General features: G+C 28.2%; 24 protein-coding genes. 12 read left to right on the top strand and 12 right to left on the bottom strand.

Annotated elements, in window-relative coordinates; genetic code table 11:
* Positions 1-76 precede the first annotated feature (76 nt).
* The 3 genes from ACZ5RS_RS04275 to ACZ5RS_RS04265 all read left to right on the top strand — a co-directional run bounded on the left by ACZ5RS_RS04275 (position 77) and on the right by ACZ5RS_RS04265 (position 3,297).
* A complete protein-coding gene (locus ACZ5RS_RS04275; protein ID WP_464637798.1) occupies positions 77-979 on the top strand; it encodes a lysostaphin resistance A-like protein in 903 nt (300 codons plus the stop codon).
* A gap of 89 nt (positions 980-1,068) precedes the next feature.
* Positions 1,069-2,112 (top strand): DNA/RNA non-specific endonuclease, encoded by a 1,044-nt coding sequence (locus ACZ5RS_RS04270; protein WP_464637796.1) that lies wholly within the window; start codon positions 1,069-1,071, stop codon positions 2,110-2,112.
* Entirely contained in the window at positions 2,113-3,297 is a 1,185-nt protein-coding gene (locus ACZ5RS_RS04265) for a BaiN/RdsA family NAD(P)/FAD-dependent oxidoreductase (RefSeq protein WP_464637794.1), read from the top strand.
* On the opposite strand, the gene ACZ5RS_RS04260 is transcribed toward ACZ5RS_RS04265, so the two are convergent.
* From ACZ5RS_RS04260 to ACZ5RS_RS04245, 4 genes are all read right to left on the bottom strand, one after another.
* Positions 3,289-3,882 (bottom strand): carboxymuconolactone decarboxylase family protein, encoded by a 594-nt coding sequence (locus ACZ5RS_RS04260; RefSeq protein ID WP_464637792.1) that lies wholly within the window; start codon positions 3,880-3,882, stop codon positions 3,289-3,291. The genes ACZ5RS_RS04265 and ACZ5RS_RS04260 overlap by 9 nt on opposite strands.
* 101 nt (positions 3,883-3,983) lie before the next feature.
* Positions 3,984-4,784: a hypothetical protein gene (locus ACZ5RS_RS04255; protein WP_464637791.1), complete on the bottom strand. Its 801-nt coding sequence runs from the start codon at positions 4,782-4,784 to the stop codon at positions 3,984-3,986.
* A 6-nt stretch (positions 4,785-4,790) separates the two neighbouring features.
* Entirely contained in the window at positions 4,791-5,633 is an 843-nt protein-coding gene (locus ACZ5RS_RS04250; RefSeq protein WP_464637789.1) for an ATP-binding cassette domain-containing protein, read from the bottom strand.
* On the bottom strand, positions 5,617-5,994 hold the full coding sequence (locus tag ACZ5RS_RS04245) for a GntR family transcriptional regulator (RefSeq protein ID WP_464637787.1): 378 nt from the start codon (positions 5,992-5,994) through the stop codon (positions 5,617-5,619). The genes ACZ5RS_RS04250 and ACZ5RS_RS04245 overlap by 17 nt, the downstream gene beginning before the upstream one ends.
* Before the next feature lie 168 nt (positions 5,995-6,162).
* Between ACZ5RS_RS04245 and ACZ5RS_RS04240 the strand changes: the two genes are divergently transcribed.
* Genes ACZ5RS_RS04240 through ACZ5RS_RS04230 form a run of 3 tightly spaced genes read left to right on the top strand, consistent with a single transcriptional unit; the run spans position 6,163 to position 7,748 of the window.
* Entirely contained in the window at positions 6,163-6,549 is a 387-nt protein-coding gene (locus ACZ5RS_RS04240) for an ArsR/SmtB family transcription factor (protein WP_464637785.1), read from the top strand.
* A gap of 15 nt (positions 6,550-6,564) precedes the next feature.
* Positions 6,565-6,957: a rhodanese-like domain-containing protein gene (locus ACZ5RS_RS04235; RefSeq protein ID WP_464637783.1), complete on the top strand. Its 393-nt coding sequence runs from the start codon at positions 6,565-6,567 to the stop codon at positions 6,955-6,957.
* 2 nt (positions 6,958-6,959) lie between these two features.
* Entirely contained in the window at positions 6,960-7,748 is a 789-nt protein-coding gene (locus tag ACZ5RS_RS04230; protein WP_464637781.1) for a sulfite exporter TauE/SafE family protein, read from the top strand.
* A gap of 65 nt (positions 7,749-7,813) precedes the next feature.
* Here ACZ5RS_RS04230 and galE read toward each other — a convergent pair whose 3' ends face one another.
* On the bottom strand, positions 7,814-8,818 hold the full coding sequence (gene galE, locus ACZ5RS_RS04225; protein ID WP_464637779.1) for a UDP-glucose 4-epimerase GalE: 1,005 nt from the start codon (positions 8,816-8,818) through the stop codon (positions 7,814-7,816).
* Between the two features lie 180 nt (positions 8,819-8,998).
* On the opposite strand from galE, the gene ACZ5RS_RS04220 reads away from it, so the two are divergent.
* Positions 8,999-9,592, top strand: a complete 594-nt coding sequence (locus tag ACZ5RS_RS04220; RefSeq protein WP_464637777.1) for a transcription termination/antitermination NusG family protein — start codon at positions 8,999-9,001, stop codon at positions 9,590-9,592.
* Between the two features lie 44 nt (positions 9,593-9,636).
* On the opposite strand, the gene ACZ5RS_RS04215 is transcribed toward ACZ5RS_RS04220, so the two are convergent.
* The 4 genes from ACZ5RS_RS04215 to ACZ5RS_RS04200 form a co-directional block, all read right to left on the bottom strand.
* Positions 9,637-10,551, bottom strand: a complete 915-nt coding sequence (locus ACZ5RS_RS04215; RefSeq protein ID WP_464637775.1) for an ABC transporter permease — start codon at positions 10,549-10,551, stop codon at positions 9,637-9,639.
* Positions 10,551-11,600: an ABC transporter permease gene (locus tag ACZ5RS_RS04210; protein ID WP_464637773.1), complete on the bottom strand. Its 1,050-nt coding sequence runs from the start codon at positions 11,598-11,600 to the stop codon at positions 10,551-10,553. The genes ACZ5RS_RS04215 and ACZ5RS_RS04210 overlap by 1 nt, the downstream gene beginning before the upstream one ends.
* Positions 11,601-13,118: an ABC transporter ATP-binding protein gene (locus ACZ5RS_RS04205; protein WP_464637771.1), complete on the bottom strand. Its 1,518-nt coding sequence runs from the start codon at positions 13,116-13,118 to the stop codon at positions 11,601-11,603.
* Positions 13,119-13,264: 146 nt separating this feature from the next.
* Complete coding sequence (locus tag ACZ5RS_RS04200) at positions 13,265-14,278, bottom strand: BMP family protein (protein ID WP_464637769.1); 1,014 nt, start codon at positions 14,276-14,278, stop codon at positions 13,265-13,267.
* Between the two features lie 321 nt (positions 14,279-14,599).
* Here ACZ5RS_RS04200 and ACZ5RS_RS04195 point away from each other — a divergent pair, with 321 nt between their 5' ends.
* From ACZ5RS_RS04195 to ACZ5RS_RS04185, 3 genes are all read left to right on the top strand, one after another.
* Positions 14,600-15,934 carry a sigma-54-dependent transcriptional regulator gene (locus ACZ5RS_RS04195; protein ID WP_464637767.1) on the top strand — a complete coding sequence of 445 codons (1,335 nt, stop codon included), beginning with the start codon at positions 14,600-14,602 and terminating at the stop codon, positions 15,932-15,934.
* Positions 15,927-17,741, top strand: coding sequence for an ATP-binding cassette domain-containing protein (locus ACZ5RS_RS04190; protein WP_464637765.1), 1,815 nt, complete (start codon positions 15,927-15,929; stop codon positions 17,739-17,741). Before ACZ5RS_RS04195 ends, ACZ5RS_RS04190 begins: the two co-directional genes overlap by 8 nt.
* Before the next feature lie 104 nt (positions 17,742-17,845).
* Positions 17,846-18,937 (top strand): ABC transporter ATP-binding protein, encoded by a 1,092-nt coding sequence (locus ACZ5RS_RS04185; RefSeq protein WP_464637763.1) that lies wholly within the window; start codon positions 17,846-17,848, stop codon positions 18,935-18,937.
* A 67-nt stretch (positions 18,938-19,004) separates the two neighbouring features.
* Here the strand turns inward: ACZ5RS_RS04185 and ACZ5RS_RS04180 are convergent, their stop codons facing one another.
* From ACZ5RS_RS04180 to ACZ5RS_RS04170, 3 genes are all read right to left on the bottom strand, one after another.
* Positions 19,005-20,303 (bottom strand): aspartate kinase, encoded by a 1,299-nt coding sequence (locus ACZ5RS_RS04180; protein WP_464637761.1) that lies wholly within the window; start codon positions 20,301-20,303, stop codon positions 19,005-19,007.
* 282 nt (positions 20,304-20,585) lie between these two features.
* Positions 20,586-23,021: a ribonucleoside triphosphate reductase gene (locus ACZ5RS_RS04175; protein ID WP_464637759.1), complete on the bottom strand. Its 2,436-nt coding sequence runs from the start codon at positions 23,019-23,021 to the stop codon at positions 20,586-20,588.
* Positions 23,022-23,093: 72 nt separating this feature from the next.
* On the bottom strand, positions 23,094-23,786 hold the full coding sequence (locus ACZ5RS_RS04170) for an anaerobic ribonucleoside-triphosphate reductase activating protein (RefSeq protein WP_464637757.1): 693 nt from the start codon (positions 23,784-23,786) through the stop codon (positions 23,094-23,096).
* Positions 23,787-23,995: 209 nt separating this feature from the next.
* On the opposite strand from ACZ5RS_RS04170, the gene ACZ5RS_RS04165 reads away from it, so the two are divergent.
* Together ACZ5RS_RS04165 and ACZ5RS_RS04160 are read left to right on the top strand one after the other, a co-directional pair.
* On the top strand, positions 23,996-25,258 hold the full coding sequence (locus tag ACZ5RS_RS04165) for an ABC transporter permease (protein ID WP_464637755.1): 1,263 nt from the start codon (positions 23,996-23,998) through the stop codon (positions 25,256-25,258).
* 217 nt (positions 25,259-25,475) lie between these two features.
* Complete coding sequence (locus ACZ5RS_RS04160) at positions 25,476-26,720, top strand: diaminopropionate ammonia-lyase (RefSeq protein WP_464637753.1); 1,245 nt, start codon at positions 25,476-25,478, stop codon at positions 26,718-26,720.
* The last annotated feature ends 124 nt before the right edge of the window (positions 26,721-26,844 follow it).

Here is a 26,844-nt window from a genome sequence, read left to right as displayed (position 1 = left end):
TATTTTAAATTACAAACAAACTTTTATTTATTTATAATCTTGTTTATTATATACATAATCACTAAAAGGACAAACAATGAAAGAAAATAATAATCGCCTTCTTTGGCTTGCTTCATTTATAATTATTTTATTATTTTGGATATTACTTGGCTCAATTTTTATTAATGCATTTGCATACTTTTCTTATAAATTAGATTCTAATAATATATTCTATAATTCAAAATTATATCATTATATTCTTTCAAATTTACCTTTTATTGCTATGTGGCTAGGTTTTTATTTTTGTTTCAAATATATAAACAAAATAAGTCTAAAAAAAATACTTAATAGTTCAGAAATTATTAATAAAAAATTATTTCTAAAAGTTTTTTTAGTTTCAATTATATTTTTTAGTTTAATAACTTTTATTGGCTATTGGTTAAACTTTTATGAATTAGAGTATATGAAAAATCAGGCATTAATAAGGCTAATATTTATTCCCATCGCTCTTATTATTACACCATTACAAGTAATGGCAGAAGAAATACTATTTAGGGCTATTATTTTAAAGATTGCTGTTAAAGAATATGGAAGAGTAAAATATAGTAAAAAACCATTACTATCAGCAATATTAATCTCCTTTTTTATTGGAATTCTCTTTATAATACCTCATTTATCTAATCCTGAATTGCAAGATAATTTTCTAAGTTCAATCCTGTATTATTTTGTTTTTGGCGCATTTGCAACTTTTACTATTATAATTAGTGAAGGATTAGAAACTGCAATCGCCATACATTTAGCCAATAATTTTATGATAATTTATCTATGCAATTATAAAGATTCAGCTCTATCTTCAATATCATTGTTTGTAAAAAGCAATGAAAGTGTAGCTTCAAAATATTTTGAATTAATAACCCTTATAATTTTATTATTTATGATTAGCTTTATTTTAAAAGATAAAATTAAAGATTTAAGTAAAAAGAAAGTTTTTATTAACTAATTAGTTATTTCTTTGTTATAAACTACATATCACACAAACATAATTCATATTTTTCTAGAAATATGCTTAAATAAAATAAAGGATCATACATGTCAAAAAGAAAGAAAACTACTATCAAATCTACTATTAAAAACATAATTATTTTAATCATTCTTTTATTAATATTATCTGTTGTTTCAATTTTTATTGCACCAACAGAACAAGAATGGCAAGAACAGCAAACTATTTCATTAGAAACTACTAATATTGCAAATTTAGAAATGCCAAAACCAATTAGTGGAGAACAAATTGTAAAACATGAAGGGTATACTTTAAGCTATAATGAAGAATATGAACAAGCAAGTTATGTCGCATATAAACTTACTCAAAATGAATTATATGGCCCTTATGAAAGAAAAGATAACTTTAGAGAAGATCCTAGCATTACTACAAAAAGTGCTTCCTTAGCTGATTATAAAGGTAGTGGATATGATAGAGGACATCTATGTCCTGCCGCTGACCAGAAAGAAAGTGAAGAGGCAATGTCAGATTCTTTTTATTTAAGTAATATGAGTCCTCAAAACCCTCAATTTAATAGAGGTATTTGGGCTGATTTAGAAGGATGTGTAAGAACTTTTGCCGATGATAACTATGAACTTTATGTTACTACCGGACCTATTCTTACAGATGGACCTTATAAAACAATTGGAAAAAATAAAGTTGCTGTACCTAATTACTATTACAAAGTAATTTTAGATTATACTAATCCTGAAATTAAAGCGATTGGTTTTATTCTCCCAAATAAAAAAGGAGAAAAAGATTTAGAAGATTATGCATTAAGTGTTAATGATGTTGAAAAAATTGCCAATATAGACTTCTTTGTTAACCTTCCTGATGATGTAGAAGAAACTATAGAAGGAACTTTTGATGTAAATAAATGGGAATTCAAAGAATTTCTGGCTTCCCAAGGTAAAGGTTCTTTTGATGGCTCCGCAGTACAAGAAAACACAACTACTAATGCACAACCTCAAGGCTTTTCAACTATTTTAAAAGAAGGCTCTATGTATATTCTAGTTCAGATTCGAAAAGAATCTGTCAAATTATTAAGTCAATTTGTTCCAAAAGATATGTTAACTAATTTAGGAATTAATTAAATGAAAGAATATAATACTATAATAATTGGTGGTGGAGCTTCAGGATTGTTCCTTGCTAAAAATCTGTGTGAAAAAAATATAGAAACTCTTGTTTTAGAAAAAATGGATTCCCCTGCAAAAAAATTACTAATTAGTGGTGGTGGCATGTGTAATCTATCTCGCGATGATGATAGTTATGAAATTCTAAAACACTATGATAAAGCTAATAAATTTTTAGGCCCAAGTTTTTCTCTTTTTTCTGCACAAGATGCTCAAACCTGGTTCAAAAATAGAGGTCTTGAGCTAATTATTAGAGATGATAAAAAGATTTTCCCAAAAGCCAAAGATTCTAAAGCAGTATTAGATATACTACTAGATAAAAAATATGATTTATTGACAAACACTAAAGTCGAAAAAATAATAAAAGAAGAAAATTATTATATAGTAAATGATCAATATAGAGCTACAAATTTAGTGATAGCAACAGGTGGGATGTCATATCCCTCAACAGGTTCCACAGGAGATGGATATACATTTGCAAAACAATTAGGACATTCTATTGTTGAACCAAAAGCGGCTTTAGCAAGTTTTAAAATTACAAGTGAAAATGTATCTGCATTAGAAGGAATTTCACTAAATAATATAACTTTATTTTTTAATGATGCTTTAGCTACTTCAAAGAAAAAAATTCATAAAAATACTGGAGATTTATTATTTACTAGAATTGGTATATCAGGACCAGTTGTTTTGGATATATCTAAATTTGCCGTAACTGATCAAACAATTTATTTAAACTTAAATTGTTCTATAGAAAAAGAAGATTCCAAAAAATTATTATCTACTAGTATTAAACATCAAACAAAACTACCAGCTAGATTAATCAATTATTTATTAGCTTCTCTTTCAATAAAAGATGAAATGTGTATAAACATTTCTAAAAAAAGTATTAACAAAATTAATGAAAAATTAAAAAGATGGGAATTTACTATATCCCTAAAAGGTCAACTAAAAGGCGCTATGGCAACTGACGGTGGAATATCGTTAAATGAAGTTGATAATAAAACCTTAGAATCTAAGATAAATAAGAATTTATATTTCTGCGGAGAAGTTCTTGATTATTGTGGCGATTGTGGCGGTTATAATCTCCAAGCTTGTTGGTCAACTGCATACAGTATCGCAACAAATATTATAAATAAATTAGATTAATTTAATTTTTAATAATCTTAAGAAAAAAGAAATTATTATAGCTACAAGAGTAAAAGGTATAAAAGTAATCAACATTGCAAGTTCATAAAATATATTTGATCGAGCATCCCTTTTACTTTTATCTTTTTTAAATCTAGTTAAGAAAGAACCTAAAGGAATACCATAAGCATTACCAACAGTAATCATCCTTATAGCACCTAAAATTCCTAAAGCTTTATCTATACCATACTCTTTAACAATATTAACCCAAATAGGTCTCTCAACATTTGCTCTGCATTCAGCATAATATGAAGCAAATAATATGGCATTTAATTCTTCTTTTGGACTATTTCTTTGATCTTCAGTATCTAATAATTGTCTAATTTCATCTTCAGGCAAGCCAGCCTTTAATGCTATCTGTGTATGTGCATAAGAACACATTGCACATCCATTTACTTGAGTTGTCGCAAGCATTAAACGCTCTTGAAATTTTTCACTTATTAAACCACTCTTTCTTGCTTTGCTGAAATATTTTATTGTACTAAAAGCTCTTAATAAATGAAAAAAAGTTTCTTTCAAACTATATAATTTTTTTCCTTTATTCAATTTTTATACCTCATAGATATAAAAAATATATAATAAAATACATCTTTCTTATGTGATTATATCACAAAAAAGCTAGCCGATTAGGGCTAGCAAAAATATTTCTACTTCTTTTTACCGTAAAGCGGCTTTCTTAACATAATAAAATAGGAAATAACTATTATAGGAAGTATAACGACTAAAGTAGAGACAAATACAAATTTAAATGAAAATCCATTTTCTAATCCAAAGAACTTTATAAAGTTTATTAGGAACATTTTTGAATTAGGATTTCCTCCAATATATTCAATAATAAATTTAGGAATTAAATATGTTAATCCAATAGGAATTAGTAAAAACACAATCCATCTATAAAGCTTTTCTAGTCTAATCCAAAGTGAATATATGAATATTCCAATAGATGAAGCAAAAATTGAAACATAGATATAATATACAAAACTATACAACCAAAATGAAAATCTTGAAGCAAATTTTGAATCTACTGGATTAAACTCATGGGCCTTATTTATCATAAAATATTTAAACATATTTTCCATATCTAAATAATTTTGTAATTTTTGAGTATAAAAAAATGATAATAAAAGAGAAAATACAAATGCTGTAATTATACTAATTGTAATCATAACTAAAAGATTTACAACAAAAGAAGTTTGTCGACTTTTACCAAATTGGTTAAAAATTAAATCACCACTTCTATTACTAACTAAACTAAAAATAAAACATACAATAAAAACCGTAAAATAATTTGGAACAAAATCAGCTAATACCTCTATAGAAAAAGCTTCACCCCAAAACATAGCTAAAACAAATAGTGCTACAGTTACCCCAGTTACGATTAGATATACTATTGCAATAGATTTTAAATAATCTAAAACAAAATATGAATAAGTTTTTTTTATATCCATTTCAATTTATCCTTTTGTTATCTCAATAAACATTCTTTGAAGATCAACATTATTAACTGTTACTCCATCGATTTCATCAACTTTACCACTTACATAAGCTGAATAAGTTTTACCAACTTTACTTGTTCCTAATAGTTTTGCATCTATAATAGCTTTTTTTACTAATTCTTTAGGACCAACAACTTCAATTACACTGGCACTCAATTCATCTATTGCGCCATTAGCTACGACTTTACCTTTATTAATAATAATTGCTTCTTGTGCTAAATTAGCTATTTCATCTATTAAATGGGTACTAACGATATAACAAACATCATCTCCCTTATCATTAAAAGACTCAATTAATAATTTATAAAACATATCTCTATGTGATGCATCTAAACCTAAAACTGGTTCATCGAATAATATAAATTTAGAACTTGAACAAAAAGCTAAGATTACTTTAAAAATTGATGCATATCCTGTAGATAATTTAATTACATCTGTTTTAATATTTAATTCAAAATCTTTTGCAAGCTCAATTGCTCTATCATAATCAAAAGCTGGATCTAAAGATTTAGCCATTTTGAAAACTTTAAGAGCTGAAATGCTTCCAAAAAAATCATCATCACCCATCAAGAAAACTTTACTTAATAAAGCATCTTTTCCATAAATATTCTCACCATCGATACAAATTGTACCTTCATTTGGGAAAATTCTATTAGCTATTATATTCATTAAAGTTGATTTACCTGCACCATTTCTCCCTAAAAGGGCATAAATTTTACCGGTTTCAAATTCAACACTAACATTGTCTAAAGCATTTACTGTTTTAAATTTTTTTGAAACACTATTAATTTGCAACTTCATTGTCAATTTCCTTCCCTATTAATTTAACAATATCTTCTTTATTAAATCCCAAATTCTTAGCTTCTTTTACTAATGGGAAAACAAAATCTTCCTTAAATAATGACAACCTCTTTGTTTTTATTTTTTCTCTTGCACCTTCACTAACAAACATGCCAACACCTCTTTTTTTAAAAATTATTTGATCTTGTACTAATATATTCATACCCTTAAGTACTGTTGCTGGGTTTAATTTATAACCAACAGAGATTTCTGTTGTTGAAGGTATTTGTTCTCCTTCTTTATAAACCCCAATAAAAATTTCATCTTCTAAATTTTTAGCAATCTGAATATATATTGGAAGATCATTTTGTTTAAATTCCATAGGCTATCCTTTAATTAATGTTATATGGTTAATTACTACAGTAACTAACCATATAACAAAACAAATACTTTGTCAATTTATTTCTAGTCTTTTATAAAAGATTGACAAATAAATTTTATTTTTTTATATTACTATATAATCATATAATAATTTAATGAGAGGAGAATTTTGGAAATAACAAATATAATTAAGATTTTTTCTGATCAAAACAGATTAAGAATAATTAATTTAATCAAAGATGATTTACTTTGTGTTGGGGAGATTCAAACTATATTGAATATCAAACAATCTAACGTATCTAGACATTTAGAGAAACTTAAAGCTCTTGATATATTAATTCAACAAAAACAAGCACAATGGATTTACTATAAATTAGATAAAGAAAAATTAAAACAATATACTTTTATTACTGATTTACTTTATCAAGATATAAACAATTCTCAAATATATAAAGAAGATTTATCAAAACTAGAAAAATATAAAAACAGCAAAATGTGTTGCCAAAATTTACGTGATATTGGCTTCGATTTTAATAAATTAAACTTTAAAAAATGAAGAGGTATAAAAATTATGGACAACTTTGATGAACTAATAAGCTCATTTGATTTAAAATTTTTTGGAACAGGTAGTCATAAAATTTCATTTGAAAAAATGGTAGAGCTAATAAATGAAGACAAAGCATATATTCTAGATGTAAGATCAAAAGAAGAATGTAGTATTTTGAATTTTTCATTTGCAAATAATATTCCAGTGGAACAAGTTCCTCTTCATATTAATGAATTACCAAAAGATAAAACTATTATAATATTCTGTTCTGGAGCAACGAGAGCTACTATAATTTATACTTATCTACAAGCAAAAGGTTTTAAAAATTCTAGAATATTGTTAGAAAATATTGGTGATATTTCTAATCATTTCAAACCTGGATTTGTATTAAAAAACCATAAATCCTTTGAAAATTAAAAATGAATACTAATATTATTATGTACTTAATTATATTGATTATCTCTATAACCATGGCGATGGTTGGAAAAGGTGGAGGTAATTTTTATGTATTAGTAATGATCCTTGCTGGAATAAAAATGCAAAACGCAGCCACAACATCTCAATTAATAATGATGGCTACTGCCCTTACTTCAATGCTAATCTTTCATAAAAATAAAAAAGTCGATTGGAAATTAGCTTTAATTATAGATCCTCCAACAGATATTATGGCTTTTGTCGGGGGATATTTTGCAAGTGGTATCCATGCAACAACATTAAAGATTATGTTTGCTTCAGTATTAATTTTAATATCTATATTTATGTTTATTCCAGTAAAAGAGAAGCCCTTGAGTTTTAATAATAAAAAAGGATATTGGAATAGAGAATTTAATGGTTATAAATATAGTGTAAATTTATGGACAGTTCTTCCCTTAACAGCTACAGTCGGATTCTTTGCAGGAGCAATAGGAATCTCTGGTGGAGCTTTTAAAATTCCATTAATGGTTATGCTCTGTGGAATTCCAATGGAGATAGCTATTGGTACATCTTCAGCTATGGTTGCTGCTACTGCTTTAATGGGTTTAATCGGACACTCTATTAACGGAGATTTCAATCCTAATTTAGCTATACCTCTTGCTCTTATAGCAGTTTGTGGTGGGTTAATCGGAAGCAAATTAGCTCTAAAAAATAAGCCAAAAAATTTAAAAAAGATTTTTGCTTTTACAAATTTACTCGCGGCAATCATTATGATAATAAATATTTTAAGATAAAAAAAAGACTGTTTTATGCTCACACCACATTTAACAGTCTTTTCTTATATTAATTAAAGCTATAATTAATTATAACCTTTTGGATTTTTACTTTGCCAATTCCATGCATCACGACACATAGTTGTTAAATCATATTTAGCTTCCCAATTAAGTAATTTTTTAGCTTTAGATGCATCTGCATAACAAGTTGCAATATCTCCAGGTCTTCTTGGAGTAATCACATAAGGAATTTCAATTCCATTTGCTTCTTCAAAGGCTTTTACTATATCTAGAACACTATAACCAATACCAGTACCTAAATTAATAATTTCTGAACCTTCATTATCATATTCACAAGCAGCAACATGACCTCTAGCTAAATCAACAACATGAATATAGTCCCTAACACCAGTACCATCTGGGGTAGGATAATCAGCACCAAATACTGATAATTTCTTTAATTTCCCAACAGCAACTTGACAGATATATGGCATTAAATTATTTGGAATTCCAACTGGATCTTCTCCAATTAATCCTGAACTATGTGCTCCAACTGGATTAAAGTATCTTAATAGTACTACAGAAAAACCTTTATTAGCGGCTGCAAAGTCAGTTAAGATTTGTTCAATCATATATTTAGTCCAACCATAAGGATTTGTACAACCAGTTGGCATGCCTTCTTTTAGAGGAACAGTTTCAGCTAAACCATATACAGTAGCTGAAGAACTAAATACTATTTTTTTAACATCATATTCTTTCATTAATTCACAGATTGTTAATGCTGAATCAATATTATTTCTATAATAAGCTAAAGGTTTTGCAACAGATTCACCAACTGCTTTATATCCAGCAAAATGAATAATTGCATCAATCTTATTTTCTTCAAAGATAACTCTTGTAGCTTCTTTGTCACAAACATCTACTTCATAGAAAGGAATTTTTTTACCTACTATTTGCTCAACTCTTTTAATAGCTTCTTTTTGACTATTGTAAAAATTATCAGCAATTATTGGTTCATGATTTGCTTTAATCAATTCAATACAAGTATGGGTAGCAATATACCCCGCTCCGCCAGTTAATAAAATTTTCATACACGCCCTCTGAATATCATAATATTTTTTATTTTACAACTATATTTTCTAGTATAATTAGACTTTTGTTAAGTCCTAATTATCCTTTTTTTTTATACAATATTATTTTTCTACTAGAAAGAATACTAATAAATTTATTTTTTTCTTGAATAAAGCTCTTTTATAAAGTATTTTCAATATATGAATTATTATTGTGTTGCATGTAAAGTTTCAAAAGAAACCCAAATAAAAAAGGAAATTGAGGATACTTTTAATAGAATTTTTGACGAAGATAAAATTGTTGAAGTCCTTTTCCCAACAAAACAATATAAAATTAAAAGAAAAAAAACTCCTAGTGATATAATCAAACCACTAACACCAGGTTATCTATTTATAAAAACTTCAAAAGATATTGATAAATTTGCTAGAGATTTTAAAAGAATTAAAGATTGCTATGGCCTAGTTCAAAGCAAGAAAACAGATTCTGAACAAAATACAAGCTATAAACTTGAAAGAGAAGATTTAATATATGCAACTTGGATCTATTCAAACAAAGGAAATATAATCCCTTCAAAGATTACTTTAGAAATAGGCTCTTCTGTTAATGTTATATCAGGACCTTTAGCTACCTTCAATGGACAAATTATAAAAGTTGATAAAAGAAATAATAAAGTTTGTATATTCTCTGAGAATTCTGGCACCTTACAAAAAGTTTGGGTACCTGTTGAAATTGTAAAAAAAGATGAATTAGATTCAACGGAGAGAATTCTTAAAGAATTCTCTAAAGTTTATTAAAAAAATACTGCTAAATTGAAATATTCAAAATAGCAGTAATTATTTTAATTTTCTTTAATATATGCAGTTCCTAATTTTGCAGGGACATTGAAAGATTTTCTACTTATAGTCAAAACAATTGTTAAGATATATGGTAATGCAATGAATAACTCATTTGGCAAAATTGTAGTTGAACTTGCTTGCATTAATATTGCAAAAGCTTCAGCTAAACCAAAAACAACTGTTCCTATAAATGCTCCAACAGGATTCCAGTTACCTAAGAAACATATAGCAAAAGCAATCCAGCCTCTTCCTCCAATTATATTAGTAGTAAACATTCCTAAATAACCGATTGAATAGAAAGCACCAGCAATACCACACATGAGTCCAGATACCATTACAGTCAAGAATCTAACCTTAGATACATTAATTCCAGAAACATCAACTGCTTCAGGATTTTCTCCTGTAGAACGAATCACTAAACCTAAAGAAGTTTTATATAAAATAAAGAATCCTAATGGAACTAAAATATACATTGCATAAGTTAATATATTTTGATTAAAAAATATTGGACCTAAAAATGGGATTTTAGATAAAAGCGGTAAAGCTATTTTTTGTAAAGGTTCTACTGTCAAAGGAGAAAGTGGAACTCCAAATACAACTCTTTGTAAGAAAGAACATAACCCTGCAATTAAAATATTAATAGCAGTTCCTGTTACAATCTGATGTTGTTTTAAAGTAACACACAAAAATGCATACAAAATAGCAACCAATAATCCAGCAAGAGCTGCAAATAATAAGCCAAAAGCTAAACTACCAGAAATATAAGCTGTAGTGAAACCAGCCCAAGCTCCCATTAAGAAAATACCTTCAATTGCGGTTACCATCATACCAGTTCTTTCAGAAAAAACCTCAGATAAAGCACCAAATAATAAAGGGGTACTCATCATAATTGCTCTAGATAATAAATTTACGATCATTATTTATCCCCCTCTAATAACAATTTCTTTTCTCTTCTTACTTCCAATTTATTTCTAACAAAATAAGACATAATAACAAAAACCATTACAAAACCTTCCATCAAGTCAATAATACTTGAAGGAACTCCTGAAATTTGGCCCATAATAGTACCACCAACCTGCAAAGCTCCAAACAAAATAGATGCAAAGATTATTCCAATAGGGTTTGCATTTGCTAAAATCGCAATACCAATACCCAATGCACCAATAGAAGGATTAAATCCTTGTAGAAGCATATGTTGAACACCATTTACTTCAGTAACACCAGCAAGACCAGCTAAACCGCCACTAATAAAGAAAGTTAACACAAATATCAATTCAGGATTAACACCACTCATTCTTGCTGCTTCTTGGTTTTGTCCAACAGCACGAATTCTAAAACCTAAGGTTGTTCTATATAACAAAAGCCATACTACAATTGCAACCACAATAGCCAACACAAAACCAAAATGAAGTCTTGTATGTGGAATAAGTTTTGCAAGCCAGGTACTTTTAGCTAATGAATCAGTTTGTGGATATTCACCTTTTGCTTCCATTAATACCGTTCTTAATAAATAGTTCATTAAATTTAAAGCAACATATGTACTCATCATACTAATTAAGAATTCATTTGCTTTAAATCTAGCTTTAAAGAACCCTATCAAACCACCCCAAATTCCACTAAGAATAAAAGAAAATATTATTGCTAGGAAAATCGCAATTGGGTGTGGAATCAAAAGAGATATTGATGCAGCTGTTAAAGAACCAATATAGAATTGACCTTGTGCACCGATATTAAATAAATTTGCTTTAAAGGTAAAAGCAAAAGCTAATGATGTGAAAATCAAAGGAGTTGCTTTAACAAAAATTTCACCTATTGTATAACCATCTCTAAACATTGAAGAAAATAACAAACCAAAAACAGTTATAGGATTTTTACCCAAGAATAGGATCATTATACCACTCAAAAACAGCCCAAGAATAATAGCCATTAAGCTAGTAATAAATATATCACGAGTCTTCTTATCCATTTAAACTACCTCCTGATTTTTATAACCAGCCATTAATAAACCAATTTTTTCACTATTCAAATCTGAAGTTTTATAAATACCTTGAATTTCACCCTTATAGAAAACAGCTACTCTATCACAAAGTGTAAATATTTCAGACAATTCAGTAGAAACTAACATAACAGCCTTATCATTATCTTTTTCATTTATTATAGAAGTATGAACATTATTAATTGCTCCTAAATCTAAACCTCTTGTAGGTTGGTCAAAAATTATGAAATCACCACAATTTTCTACTTCCCGACCAACAATAACTTTTTGTTGGTTTCCTCCAGATAATTCTTTAGCTAAAGAAAAGGGTCCTGGAGCTTTAACTTTAAAATCTTTTAAAATTTTATTTGTTCTATTATTTAATTTCTTTCTATCAATTAAACCATTTTTTGACCATTCTTTAGAATAGCTAGTTTTTAATAAAATATTTTCAGCTAAGCTCATATCCATAACTAAACCATATCTATGACGGTCTGAAGGAACGTAACCAATACCTAAAGAAATTCTTTCCTTAATTGATAAATTAGAAATATCTTTATCATTTAATGTTATTTGACCATCATCTGTTTTTAATGCCCCACAAATAGCCATACATAATTCTTGTTGACCATTGCCTGATACTCCTGCAATACCAAATATTTCACCCCTATGTATATCAAATGAAACATCATTAATTAAAGGAATACCACTTTTACTTTTTACAGTGACATTCTTAACAGACAAGCAAACATCTTTATTTAAATCTAAAGTATCTCTCTTTTTAATTTCTTCAATAGAACTCTCTATCATCATTTTTGATAATTGGACTTCATCTGTATCTTCCTTGTTTACATTCCCATAAACAATACCAGATCTCATAACTATAATTCTATTAGCAACTGACATTACTTCTTTTAATTTATGAGTTATAAAGATTACAGCATTACCCTGTTTTGAATAATCAGTAACGAAATTCATTAATGTATCTATTTCTTGAGGTGTTAAAACAGCGGTAGGCTCGTCCATTATCAATAAATTAGCTTTCAAATATAAGGCTTTTAAAATTTCTACTTTTTGTTGTTCTCCAACAGTTAAATCCTTAATTTTTTTTGTAGCATCAACTTTTAAATCATATTTATTTGCTAACTCTTGTATATTCTTTTCTTCTTCTTCCCAATTAATGCGACCTTTTACATTTCCTAAAATAATATTTTCAGTAACTGTATGTGCAGCAACTAATGAGAAATGTTGTTGAATCATAGAAATTTTATATTTCATTGCGTCTTTTGGTGACTTGATAAAGATTTCTTTACCATCTTTAAAAATCTGACCTTCATCAGCATTATAAAGTCCATAAAGAATTTTCATACAAGTACTTTTACCTGCACCATTCTCACCTAAAAGAGCTAATACTTCACCTCTATTAACAGAGAAGGATACATCTTTATTTGCAATTACTTTTGCAAAATATTTTGATATGCCTCTAAGTTCAAAAAAAGGTTTTTCCATTTATTTTTCCCATAACCTAAAATTACCTAAAAAATATAGGTAATTATTCTAATATTTCTAATTGCATAACAATTAGATAAAACTCTCTTTTGTTTTATGAATACACAATACTCTTTAATGAGTATTGTGTATTATAATTAATTATCTTATTTAAACATTGATTGTAAATCAACTTCTCCAGCTGCTGCGCTAGCCATACCAGCTTCAACTTTTGCTTGAATTGCACTAGTGATTTGATCTGTATAAACAGGTTTAAAGATACCTTCTTTAATACCAGCTTCGTGAACTTTTCCACCATCTAATGTGCCATCATAATATTTTTGAACAGCCCAAGTATAGAAAGTTTGGAAATCGAATAATACAGAAGCTACAACAGTACCAGGAGCTATATCATTTTGATTGCTTGAGAATCCAACGAATTTAACACCTTTTTCTTTTGCTGCTTGAATTGCACCAAGACCAACTTGGTTAGCATAAACAAATAATGTATCTGCACCATTATCAATCATAGTTTCAGCCATTTGTTTACCTAAAGCAATATCGTCCCAACTGTTTGCATAAGAACGTGTTGCAGAAGCTCCACTGATTCCTCTTTCTGTTGCAATTTCAGTAGAAACTTGTTCATAAACGTCTAATAAGTTTTCCATTGCTTCATTTGGGAAACCACCTATAGTTGCAAAATGACCATTATCAGTTACTTCACCAGCAATTAATGCAGCTACGTAACTTGCTTCATATTCTTTAGGGAAAATTGGAGCAACATTAGAATAGTCAGCTCTGAAACCATTTACTACACAGAATGTTGAATCAGGATATTCACCAGCAATTTTATTTGCTGCATCATCAAATTGAGTACCTGCAGCCATGATTAAATCATAACCTCTTTCAGCATAGTTTCTGAATGTTGATTCGTAGTCAGATGCTTGAACATTTTCTAAATATTCCATCTTTGTACCTAATTGTTCATTACAAGCAACTAAACCAGCATAGTTAGTAGCATTCCAAGATTGGTCATTAATTGGACCAGGAAGAATAAGAACTATTTTTAAATCCCCAATAGTCTTTTCTGCAGAACTTGCCTTTTCTTCACTACTACCTTGAGCAAAAATGGTAGTTAAAGCTAAACTAGAAATTAATAATAATGTTAATAATTTTTTCATTTCTCTCTCCTCTTCATAACTTTTTATATCATATTATATTTTTAAAATAAAATATTATTTTAATAATGATATTGTTTTTTTCTTTTGATACAGGCCTTATCAATTTTTTAAAAAATTTATTCTCCATTGAATATAAAGATTAATGCAATATATGTGCCAAAAAAATCCAAATAATCTTTAAGTTATATCAGACAATAAATTATTTAAAAATAAATATTGTTAAAAAATAGAAGATGCTTTACAATTGTCCTAAAATAGTACAATGATTGTTCATATGTGTCCTAAAATACAGTATCATTTCATGAACAAAGGAGAAATTAAGTGCATATTTTACTCATTGATGACAATATTCAACTTTTTGAAGTATTGAAAGATAACTTTTCCTTTGTTGGACATTATCTATTTTTTGCAAGTAATACAAAAGAAGCTTTTGAGGTATTAAATAATGAACAAATACATTTAGTTTTACTTGATGTAAAATTAGGTGAAGAAAATGGAGTTGAAACTTTAGCAAAAATAAAAAAACAGTTCTCTCAAATTCCAGTTATTATGATTACTGGCTATGCAACAGTTGAGGCAGCTGTTAAAGCTATGAAATTAGGAGCATATGATTTTGTAAAGAAACCTATTGATTTTAACACTTTATGTACAAGAATAGATTCTGCAACTGAAAACATTAAGTATAAAAAAGAAAATGAGAAATTAAAAAACAGATTAAAAGAAAAAAGCCCAACTCTTACAAGTAAGAATATTTCATTTAATAATGAATTAATGAGAGCAAAAAAATTAGCTGCATCAGATATCTCTATTTTAATTATTGGTGATAATGGAAGTGGAAAAGAATTATTAGCTGATTATATCTATAAAAACTCAAATAGAATTAGTGAAAAATTTATTAAAATAAATTGTGCAGCTTTTCCTGAAGCCCTTTTAGATAATGAGTTATTTGGTCATGAAAAAGGAGCTTATACCGGAGCTGAAAGTGATTATATAGGTGTCTTTGAACAAGCAGATAAAGGAACTTTATTACTTGATGAAATTGGAGATATGCCCACAACTCTTCAAGCAAAAATTCTAAGAGTTATACAAAACCAAGAAGTTAGAAGAATTGGAAGCAAAAAAACAAGAAAAATTGATGTAAGATTCATTGCTGCTACAAATAAAGACTTATTTAAAATGGTAGAAGAAAAAAGCTTTAGAGAAGATTTGTTCTATAGATTAAATGGTGGATTATTAAGAATACCTCCACTAAGAAATAGAAAAGAAGATCTAGAAGATTTAATTGATTCTCTTTTACAAAATATAAGTGAAAATTCTAAAACTTCAAAGAAAACTCTCTCTGAAGAAGTAAAACAAATCTTTTTCAATTATCGTTGGCCAGGAAATATACGTGAATTAAAAAATGCTTTATTATATGCAGCAACTATATCTCAAGATAATGAAATACAAATTGAAGATTTACCGCCAAGCTTTGAATTATATGGAACTAAAAGCCAAGATTCATTAAGCATTATCCAACAGAGAGAAAAAGAATTAATTAAAAAAGTATTATTAAGAAATAATAATAATAAAACTGAAACTGCTAAATTTTTAAAAATGAGTAGAAATACTTTATATTTAAAATTAAAGAAATATGGAATTGTAATAGATGAATGAAAACATTGTTGAAATTGAAAATGTTTGCTTACATTATGGCGCAGTAAAAGCCCTAGATCATACAAATATAAGTTTTAAAGAAAACAGTATCCATGCTCTAATTGGAGAACATGGTGCTGGTAAATCAAGTATTGGTCTATTATTGTGTGGCCTTCAAAAACCAACAAAAGGGAAAATTTTTATTGATAATCAAGAATATTCCTATATAAAGACAAAGGTTGCAAAAGCAAAAGGAATACAATTTGTTCATCAACAATTGTTACTTAATCCATATTTTACTGTAGCTGAAAATTTGTTTTTCTGTGATAAGAAATCTCCTTTTTTCTCATTGAATTTAAAAAAGAAAGTTCAAGATTTGGCGAATGAATATATAAAAAGCTTAGGTTTTGATATTGATGTAACTCAAATCACAAAAAATTTAACCTTATCAGAAAGAGCTCTAGTAGCTATTTTAGCAAAGATAAAAGCTAATCCAAGAGTATTAATTTTGGATGAATCTCTCGATAAATTATCTGCTCAAGACTACTCAAAACTTAAAAAGATTTTAATTAATCTAAAAAAACAAGGTTGTTCTATAATAATTATGACCCATAAAATTGACTGGGTTTATGATATAGCAGATAACATTTCCATAATAAGATATGGTAAAAATGTTTTAACTGAAAATATTGAAAGTGTTGGAAAGATGCAAATAATTAAAATGGCATATACTCAATTATCAGAGGCTCCTCTTCAACAACAGCCAATTAATTCATATTATCATTTTATAAAATATAATGAAGCTATTTTAGAAAACTTGCCTGTTAACTTAATTATTCTAAATAATGATGGGATACTAAAACTAGCAAATAAATATTTTATAAACAATTTTCAAATTGATCCTTCTCTCTTTCTTGAAAAGTCTGGAAGATATTTATTAGAAAATACAAATTCAACAACAATAAATACTATTATGAATTTAATACCTTATACAGAAGAAAATACAATTTTCCATCTTTCCATTTGTATTAACAATAAAAAAGGTATATATAACGTACACTATTCACCTATTTTTGATGAATCTGAAAAAATAGGATCTATGTTTATTTTTTATGATATTACTGAATATGATTCATTACAACAAAACCATCAATTATCTGATAAATTATCCTCTGTAGGGTTATTATCAGCTGGTGTTGCTCATGAAATCAATAATCCTTTAGAAATAATTAGCAATTATTTAACAAATATAAAATTTAGATACAATGAACCTGATTTATTAAAAATAGTAAATAAGTTAACAAAACAAGTAAATTATATTACTAGAATTGTTAGCAATTTACAGAATTTCTCAAATCTAGAAAAAGTATCTGAAGAAAATATCAACATAAATGATCTAATAAAAGAAATGATAGATTTATTAAAACTAAATGCAAAATTAAAAAATATTAAAATCATTTTAACTGAAAATACTCAAAACAATATTGTTTATATAAATGAAAATGAATTAAAACAAGCTATATTAAATATTATAAAAAACAGTTTTGAATCAATTAAAAAAGACGGTGAAGTTGAAATCATTATAGATAATATAAACTTTGAAACTGAAATCCAAATAAAAGATACAGGAAATGGCATTGATGAAAGCAAAGACTATTTTACTCCTTTCTATTCAACAAAATCAAATAATGGAACCAACACAGGATTAGGACTTTCTCTTGTTTATGGAATCGTAACAAAATATCAAGGAACAATTTCTATTAATAATAGACAAGACAGAAAAGGCTGTATTATTAAACTATCATTCCCTACTGCAAAACTAGTATAATTAGGATAAAACAGGGATTTAAACCACATTAGCTATAATTTATTTGACATTTCTTATTTTAAAAGTTATGCTAATATCAAATAAAATAAATATAGGAGCTAAAAATGGCAACTGTAAATCTAAAAAACATCTGTAAGATTTACGATGGTAACGTTAAAGCTGTAGACAATGTTAACATCGACATCGAAGACAGAGAGTTTGTGGTCCTAGTAGGACCTTCAGGTTGTGGTAAATCTACCACTTTAAGAATGGTCGCAGGTTTAGAAGACATTACTTCTGGCGAATTATTGATTGATGATAAATTAGTAAATGATGTACCACCAAAAGATAGAGATATCGCAATGGTATTCCAGAACTATGCTTTATACCCTCACATGACTGTTTATGATAATATGGCTTTTGGTCTTAAAATCCGTAAATTTGATAAAGCAGAAATTGACCAAAGAGTTCGTGAAGCTGCAAAAATTCTAGACATTGAAGAATTATTAGACAGAAAACCTAAAGCATTATCCGGTGGTCAAAGACAACGTGTTGCTGTAGGTCGTGCTATTGTTCGTCAACCAAAAGTATTCTTATTTGATGAACCTTTATCAAACCTTGATGCAAAGTTACGTGTTCAAATGAGAGCAGAAATTTCTGGTCTTCACCACAGATTACAAGCAACAATGATTTATGTTACTCACGACCAAGTTGAAGCTTTAACTATGGCTGACAAGATTGTTGTTATGAAATTTGGTGTTATTCAACAAATTGGTAAACCATTAGAACTTTATAATGAACCAGTTAATAAATTTGTTGCAGGATTTATTGGATCACCTCCAATGAACTTTGTTGAAACAAAAGTTGAAGCTGAAGGCGATGACATTTTTGTTAATGAAGGTACTTTCAGAATTAAAGTTCTTCCTGAACAATCAGCTAAACTAAAGAGCTATGTTGGAAAATCTGTTACATTTGGTATTCGTCCAGAAGATGTACAATATAGTGACAAAGCTATTAAAGATGAAACTATCATTGGTAGCGTTTCAGTTGTTGAACCTTTAGGTAGTGAAACACATGTTTATGTTTCAACTTCTAAAGCTCAAGTTATTGGTAAAATTGATCCTCAATTCGAAGTTAAACCAGATCAAAAAGTTGCTCTTATTCCTAACATGGAAAAAGCTAAATTCTTTGATTTAGAAACTGAATTGGTTATCTAATTAATAACTACTGAATTAAAAAGGCTGTTCAATTTGAACAGCCTTTATTTTTTATTTATTAAAATTATTAAAACAATACATCAAAAATTACTTCAACAGCCTTTTTAGCTTCACTATCATTTACAATAAATAGAATTGATATAGTACTAGATTCAGCTAAGCTTTGATAAATCTTTATATTATTATCATATAAAGCATCTACACATTTCTTATAATAAATAAAATCTCTATTAATATTTTGGCCAACAATACCAACTAAAGCTAAATCATTTTCAACTTCAATTTCATCTACATTAAAATCTGTAAAGAATCTTTGTTTTAATTCATCTAGACTTTTTTCACTAATATCATTTTTATCAAAAATAAATGAGAAAGTATCTACTCCGTGAGTCATATACATTGGATTAATTCCATATGATCTAACTACAGAATGAATTGTGTTAATAGTACCTGCTTCTTTATTAAGCATCAATTTTCTACAAGTAAGTTTTGAATAAGTTCCTATTTGTGATACACCAACTGGACCATCAGTTTCTTTTGAAGATACAATCATTGTTCCTTTAGCTTCAATATCATTTGTATTTTTGATATTAATTGCAATCCCTTCTTGTCTAACAGGAGCAATAGCATCAGCATGGAAAACACTTGCACCAAGAGCTGATAATTCTCTAACTTCTTTATAAGTCATGGTTTCAATTGGGTAAGCTTTTTTTATAAAACGAGGATCAGCATTATAACAACCAGCTACATCTGTCCAATTTTCATATAAGGTTGCATTCATTGCTTTTGCAAATATAGCACCACTTATATCCGAACCACCTCTAGAAAAAGTTGTTATAACATCATTCTTGTTACGTCCATAGAATCCTGGAATAATATATTTTTTATCTTTATCAAGTTTCTCATTAATAATTTCCCAAGTTTTATCATCAACATAACCATTATCATTTATAACAATTAAATCTGCTGCATCAACAAATTCAAATCCAAGATATTGAGAAACAAGAATCGCATTTAAATATTCGCCTCTTGAAGCTGCAAAATTTTCATTAGCATTTAAATTAATTACTTCTTTGATTTCTGCTAAAGCTTTTGCCATCAAATCGGTTTCTAGATTTAAATCTTGTAATATCTCAAAAAATCTCTTTTCGATTAAAGAAAAAGATTTATCGCAAGTTCCAAATTCTTTAACTTCTTTACAACAAGAATATAATAGATCTGTTACTTTAATATCAGAACTATCTCTTTTACCTGGAGCAGATACTACTACAATCTGTCTCCTATTATCTGCTTCAACAATAGATTTTACTTTTTCTAATTGTTTAGCGCTCGCAACGGAGCTTCCACCAAATTTACAAACTATCATTCGCTTATTCCTTATACTATTTAAACTTACTATACATATAGATTAATTTTTCATCAAGATAAAAAGGCAAAAAATAAGGAGAGAGCCCTCAAAACTCTCCCCAATGGAATATGTTAACTATTTGGAGACCTAACTTGCTATAAGATTACCTTATAGATTCCATTTTGTTTCAGTCAGAAACACAAAGACATAATCTTTAGTAACTATATGATAAGACAACATTGAAAATATAGCAAGAATTTTTTTTTATAATATATTCTTGCTATGTATCAATTAATTCAATTATGCCCTTTTCTCACAGAAGCTTTTTATGGAAGAAGCATTGGAATAAATACTTACCTCACCACTATTTATACAAACTAAAGTAGGTGCTTGCATAATACCAAATTCTTTTACTAAATCTAAGTTTTTAGTAGCATCGACTACTTGGTAAATAACGCCAGCCTCATCTAAAAATCTTTTAGCAATTTTACAATTGGGACAAGTTGGAGTTGTAAATAATATAGTTCCATCTTCAACTGAAGTCTCACGTTGTACATCTGAATTATGTTCTTTTCTATCTTTTTTGTCTAAAACACTTCTTTCGAAATTATAAACTTTACGTTTTTCAAACTCTTTACTTTTTCCTATATTCCAGTTTTGAACAGGTCTATAATATCCAGTAATTCGACTATATACTTCTGCAGTTGCTCCACATGTAGGACATGTATAATGTTCACCTGCAATATAACCATGCTCAGGACAAATAGAATAAGTAGGACTTATTGTATAATATGGAAGTTTAAAATTATCAGCAATTTTCTTTACCATAAGAGCAGCTTCTTTCCAAGACGATAATTTTTCACCTAAGAAAGAATGGAAAACTGTTCCTGAAGTATATAGTGTTTGTAAATCATCTTGGTGTTCTAATGCTTCAAATACATCAGAAGTATAATCAACAGCTAAATGAGAACTATTTGTATAATATGGTCTATTATCATCTTCACTTGCGGTAATGATTCCAGGATAATGTTTTTTATCATGTAATGCTAATCTATATGAAGTACTTTCTGCTGGAGTAGCTTCAAGGTTATATAAATCCCCATATTCTTCTTGATAATCTGATAATCTTTCTCTCATATGGTTTAATACATTTTGTGCAAATTTCTTACCCTTTTCACTAGCAATATTATCACTAATCCAAGAAGCATTTAAACAAGTTTCATTCATTCCAACTAAACCAATTGTTGAGAAGTGATTTTCAAAAGTACCTAAATATCTTCTAGTATAAGGATATAAACCTTCAGCTAATAATCTAGAAACAATATTTCTCTTAACTTTTAAACTTCTTGCAGCTAGATCCATTAAATAATCTAACTTTTTATAGAATTCAGCTTCATCTTTAGATGTATAACCTAATCTTGGTAAATTGATAGTTACAACACCAATACTACCAGTAGATTCACCACTGCCAAAGAAACCACCACTCTTCTTTCTTAATTCTCTCAAGTCTAGACGTAATCTACAACACATTGAACGAACATCACTTGGTTCCATGTCACTATTTACATAGTTTGAGAAATATGGAGTACCATATTTTGCTGTCATTTCAAATAATAATTTATTATTTTCTGTTTCAGACCAGTCAAAATCTCTAGTAATTGAATATGTTGGAATTGGGTATTGGAAACCACGGCCATCTGCATCACCAGCAATGAATACTTCAATAAATGCTTTATTAATCATATCCATTTCTTTCTTACAATCTTTATATTTAAAGTCCATTTCCTTACCACCAACAATTGCAGGTAATTCAGCTAAGTCATTAGGAACAGTCCAATCTAAAGTAATATTAGAGAAAGGAGCTTGAGTTCCCCAACGAGAAGGAGTATTAACACCAAATACAAATGATTCAATATTTTGTTTTACTTGTTCATATGACAAATTATCAACTTTAACAAAAGGAGCTAAATAAGTATCAAAAGAAGAGAAAGCTTGTGCGCCGGCCCATTCGTTTTGTAAAATACCTAAAAAGTTTACCATTTGGTTACAAAGAGATGATAAATGCTTTGCAGGTTTACTAGTTATTTTACCAGGAATACCACCTAAACCTTCTTTAATTAATTGTTTTAATGACCAACCAGCACAATAACCTGTTAACATGGATAAATCATGAATATGGAAATCCCCATTTCTATGAGCATTACCAATTTCTTCATCATAAACTTCAGATAACCAATAGTTAGCAGTAATTGCTCCACTATTAGATAAAATTAATCCACCTACTGAATATGTTACTGTGGAGTTTTCTTTAACTCTCCAGTCATCAAGTTTTAAATAACCATCAACAACGTCTTTATAGTCAACAATAGTTGATCTCATATTTCTAATTTTTTCACGTTGTTTTCTATATAATATATATGCCTTTGCAACATCAGAATAACCTGATAGCTGTAAAATTTCTTCAACAGAATCTTGAATAGCTTCAACACTTATAAGATCATCTGCAATTTTATCTTCAAAATTTGAAGTTGTTTGCAATGCTAATAAATCTATAACACTAGAATTAAAATTACGACCAGAAGCTCTAAAAGCCTTTTCAATCGCATGGGAAATTCTGCTAATATCGAACTCTACGATGCTACCATCTCTCTTTGCAACCTTATACACAACACTCACCTCTTTAAATATTTCAAGAGCACTAATGAAAATAACTCTCAATAACCTTAAGTATATCATATGATTTATTTATACGCAATATATATTGTATTTTTTTTTCATGCACACTATAGATAGTGTTTTACTGATATATTAGAACCCTCGAATTTCAATAAAATCTATATAATTTTTTAATATATTTTTAATAGAAATTGTTTCATTTAAATTAAATCCTGTAAGATTTTGTACAATATTAGCACCTTTATCTTCAAATTTTTGAAGATATAATTTCTGATCCTTATTTAACCATTCGCCAATGCCTTTAATTTCTTTCTCACCATGTAATTCTTTAACCAAAGTAGTTCTAAATTCATGTTCAACTGAAGTATTTTTTAAAATTTCTACACTTTCTTCAATTAAAGAAATTTTTAAATTTTCAATACCTACTGCCTTCGCATAACCTTCTCTACTACTTTTTAAATCCATTGCGACATAATCTACTAAATTATGAGAAATTAAATTTTCTAATTTGCTTGGAAAAGAGCCATTAGTATCTAATTTAACTAAATATCCTAAATCTTTTAAATATTTACAAAAATCATCAACATTTTTTTGTAACAAAGGTTCTCCACCAGTTATACAAACACCATCAAGATATTTAGTTCTCTTTTTCAAAAAAGCATTTAATTCTTCGCTATCCAAAGTCGGTTCACTCGCTGGATTTAAGACTAAAGCTGAATTTTGACAAAATGGACATCTCAAATTACATCCACCTGTAAACAAAGTACAAGCTAATTTACCAGGATAATCTAAAAGAGTAGATTTAATTAAACCATGAAATAACATATAACACCTTCTTAAAACTTAATATAAAAGAATAAAATAATTCTATTATATAATAACTGATAATACAAATCTTATAATAATTGAAAATTTGACAAATACAATAAAACAATTTACTTTAAAATATAATTAAAGTATTACTTAAAATATAGAAATAATAAGTATCATACTACTTATCATAAGTATATAAATTTAAAAAACTCGAGGCAATTATGTTCAAATTAGCATTTAGAGGAGTATTCAGATATAAAAAAAGATCATTTATTACAATGTTTGCAATAGCAATTGCTGTAGTATTTACAATTTTTATGCAAACCATAATAACTGGATTACAATTAGATTCTAATAAAAATTTAGTTTATAATGATACCTCAAGTGCTAAAATATATGCTAAAGGATATTTTAGTGAAAGAGATTATCTACCCATTGATAAATTAATCACTAAAGAACAAGGTTCTTCTCTTCAAAAACTTTTACTAGATAATAACTATACTGAAGTTACTAAAGAGTTTATCTCTTCTGCACAAATAATGTTTTATGAAGATCCTTTTCCAACATCTGGTTCTCTTACTGCAGTAATCAAAGCTATTGATAGTACTAATTCTCAAGCTTATAAATATGATGATGCTAATATAAAAGGGAAATGGTTAACTAAAGGTGTTGATGGAGTTGTCATTGGAGCAAAACTTGCTGATGATATAAAAGCAGATGTAGGATACTTCTTAACAATTCAAACAAAAGGAAAAGGTGGATTTATACAAGCTTTTGATATACCAATTATTGGAATAATATCAACAGGAGATCCAGTAATAGATGCATCAACTCTATTCTTTGATATGGATACAATAGACTATTATCTAGAATTAGATGGTTCTGCAACTAGTTATGCTGTTTCATATACAAAAAACATAGCAAAATTAAAAAAGATAACAGATCAGGAAACAATTAATTTAAAAGAGATAGCAAATCAAGTTGATCTAGAAGCTTATTCCTGGAAAGAAATTGCTGATGAATTATTAAAATTCCAAAGTGCTGATGCAGGTTTTGGTTATGTTTTCTTATTCTTCACATTCGTAATTGCAATAGTTGGAATAAGCAATACTATGTTAATGGCCATTAGTGAAAGAAAAAATGAAATCGCTATGCTAAAAACTCTTGGATACAGTGATAGTTATATTAAGAAATCTTTTACAATCGAAGGCGGTATAATTGGATTAATTGGAATTTTAATTGGTTCAATATTGGGAATAGTTATATCTATATACTATCAATTTAAAGGAATTGATTTCTCTTATTACCTAAAATATACAGATTCTATTGGCTATAGAATAAATAGTATTGTATATACCTACGTTCTTCCTTCTCAAATGATTATTATAGCAATTTGCGGTTTACTCGTTTCAATGCTTGCAGCTTATTTTGCTGTTAAAAAAACTGCAAAAGGTGAAATTAAACAATTATTCAAAAAACTTTAATATTTTTTAGGTTTACACAAAAATTAAATTTCTAAAAATTAATAATTATTTAATTTTTTTTAAGAAAATATGAGCATATCATTATAAATTTAAAAAATTTTTAGCATTTCCTAAATTTTTTTAATATTTTTTGTTCTTTGCTATTGCATTATTTATTTATTAGTTATACATTGCGGGTGTAAAAAAAATAATCTGAATTCTTTAATAGGAGAAAACAATGAACAACGAATCAGACATTTCATGGATTATTAAAAAACATGAACATAAAAACATTTCAAAAGCAAAAGAAATGTTTCCTATTGAAACCGCAAGATTAGCTCGTCGTCTACATAGTCAAATACCTGGATACCATATGACTCGCCTAGCAGCCCTTCCAAACTTAGCAAATATGTTAGGTGTTGGTGGCATTTATGTAAAAGACGAAGCTGAAAGAATGGAATTAAACAGTTTCAAAGTAATGGGTGGAAGTTTTGCTTTATTTAGATTCTTCCAAGATCGTCTAAATTTAAAGGATGAACAACTATCATTCGAATATTTAACAAGTGATGAAGTAAAAGAAAAATTAGGCACAATTACTTTCGCTAGTGCTACAGATGGAAATCATGGACGTGGTATTGCATGGGCATCTAAAATGTTAGGTCATAAATGTATGATATACGTTCATAGTGAAACTAGCCAAGCAAGAATTGATGCTATAAAAGCATATGGCGCAACTGTAAAAGTTATTCCTGGTAACTATGATAATGCAGTAAAACAATGTGTTATTGATGCAAAGAAATATGGCTGGGAAGTTATTAGCGATACTAGCTGGGATGGTTATACAGAAGTTCCAACTAGAATTATGCAAGGCTATACTACTATGCTTCTTGAAACTCAAAAACAATTTAGTAGCCAAGGTATTCAATATCCTACACATGTATTTGTACAAGCAGGGGTTGGTGCTTTAGCAGCATCTGTTATTGGATTCTACAGCGCATTATGTAATGGTGAAAATACTCCAAAATTCATAGTTGTTGAACCAGATCAAGCAGGATGTATTTTTGAAAGTGCAAAAGCTGATGATGGGAATATTCATACAGTAGATGGTTCCTTATCTACAATTATGGCAGGTTTAGCATGTGGTGAACCTTCACCTCTTGCTTGGGAAATCTTAAAAGAATGCGCTGATGTATTCATTGAAGTACCTGATTATGTTGCTGCAAGAGGAATGAGAATCATGGCAACACCTTTAAAAGGCGATCCAATGATTATTAGTGGTGAAAGTGGAGCCGTAACTTTAGGCGCATTATATCAATTATTGACTCTTCCTGGTAACGAAGAATTAAAAGAATATCTAGGTATTGATCATAGTAGTAACTTATTATTCATTAATACTGAAGGAAATACAGACCCAAAAAGTTTTAGACAAATAATTTGGGATGGAGCTGATCAAGTTCCAGAAAAATATGCAACAGAACGTTAAACTTTTTCATATATAAATAAATAATACAACACACTTAGTTAGTCATAATTTTATGGCTAACTTTTTTTATAAGCTATTTTTTGATTGACAAAAAACAATATCTATTTTAAGTTTATAGTATAAA

The sequence above is a fragment of the Pleomorphochaeta caudata genome, assembly GCF_055395745.1.
The sequence above is the reverse complement of the archived record's forward strand: the minus strand, read 5'-3'. Positions and strand labels throughout refer to the sequence as shown.

Bases quoted from the DNA above. Each gene is read 5' to 3' on its own strand.
- ACZ5RS_RS04275 (WP_464637798.1), top strand. From the start codon at position 77: ATGAAAGAAAATAATAATCGCCTTCTTTGGCTTGCTTCATTTATAATT.
- ACZ5RS_RS04270 (WP_464637796.1), top strand. From the start codon at position 1,069: ATGTCAAAAAGAAAGAAAACTACTATCAAATCTACTATTAAAAACATA.
- ACZ5RS_RS04265 (WP_464637794.1), top strand. From the start codon at position 2,113: ATGAAAGAATATAATACTATAATAATTGGTGGTGGAGCTTCAGGATTG.
- ACZ5RS_RS04255 (WP_464637791.1), bottom strand. From the start codon at position 4,784: ATGGATATAAAAAAAACTTATTCATATTTTGTTTTAGATTATTTAAAA.
- ACZ5RS_RS04250 (WP_464637789.1), bottom strand. From the start codon at position 5,633: ATGAAGTTGCAAATTAATAGTGTTTCAAAAAAATTTAAAACAGTAAAT.
- ACZ5RS_RS04245 (WP_464637787.1), bottom strand. From the start codon at position 5,994: ATGGAATTTAAACAAAATGATCTTCCAATATATATTCAGATTGCTAAA.
- ACZ5RS_RS04235 (WP_464637783.1), top strand. From the start codon at position 6,565: ATGGACAACTTTGATGAACTAATAAGCTCATTTGATTTAAAATTTTTT.
- ACZ5RS_RS04230 (WP_464637781.1), top strand. From the start codon at position 6,960: ATGAATACTAATATTATTATGTACTTAATTATATTGATTATCTCTATA.
- galE (WP_464637779.1), bottom strand. From the start codon at position 8,818: ATGAAAATTTTATTAACTGGCGGAGCGGGGTATATTGCTACCCATACT.
- ACZ5RS_RS04220 (WP_464637777.1), top strand. From the start codon at position 8,999: ATGAATTATTATTGTGTTGCATGTAAAGTTTCAAAAGAAACCCAAATA.
- ACZ5RS_RS04215 (WP_464637775.1), bottom strand. From the start codon at position 10,551: ATGATCGTAAATTTATTATCTAGAGCAATTATGATGAGTACCCCTTTA.
- ACZ5RS_RS04210 (WP_464637773.1), bottom strand. From the start codon at position 11,600: ATGGATAAGAAGACTCGTGATATATTTATTACTAGCTTAATGGCTATT.
- ACZ5RS_RS04205 (WP_464637771.1), bottom strand. From the start codon at position 13,118: ATGGAAAAACCTTTTTTTGAACTTAGAGGCATATCAAAATATTTTGCA.
- ACZ5RS_RS04200 (WP_464637769.1), bottom strand. From the start codon at position 14,278: ATGAAAAAATTATTAACATTATTATTAATTTCTAGTTTAGCTTTAACT.
- ACZ5RS_RS04190 (WP_464637765.1), top strand. From the start codon at position 15,927: ATGAATGAAAACATTGTTGAAATTGAAAATGTTTGCTTACATTATGGC.
- ACZ5RS_RS04185 (WP_464637763.1), top strand. From the start codon at position 17,846: ATGGCAACTGTAAATCTAAAAAACATCTGTAAGATTTACGATGGTAAC.
- ACZ5RS_RS04180 (WP_464637761.1), bottom strand. From the start codon at position 20,303: ATGATAGTTTGTAAATTTGGTGGAAGCTCCGTTGCGAGCGCTAAACAA.
- ACZ5RS_RS04175 (WP_464637759.1), bottom strand. From the start codon at position 23,021: ATGATATACTTAAGGTTATTGAGAGTTATTTTCATTAGTGCTCTTGAA.
- ACZ5RS_RS04170 (WP_464637757.1), bottom strand. From the start codon at position 23,786: ATGTTATTTCATGGTTTAATTAAATCTACTCTTTTAGATTATCCTGGT.
- ACZ5RS_RS04165 (WP_464637755.1), top strand. From the start codon at position 23,996: ATGTTCAAATTAGCATTTAGAGGAGTATTCAGATATAAAAAAAGATCA.
- ACZ5RS_RS04160 (WP_464637753.1), top strand. From the start codon at position 25,476: ATGAACAACGAATCAGACATTTCATGGATTATTAAAAAACATGAACAT.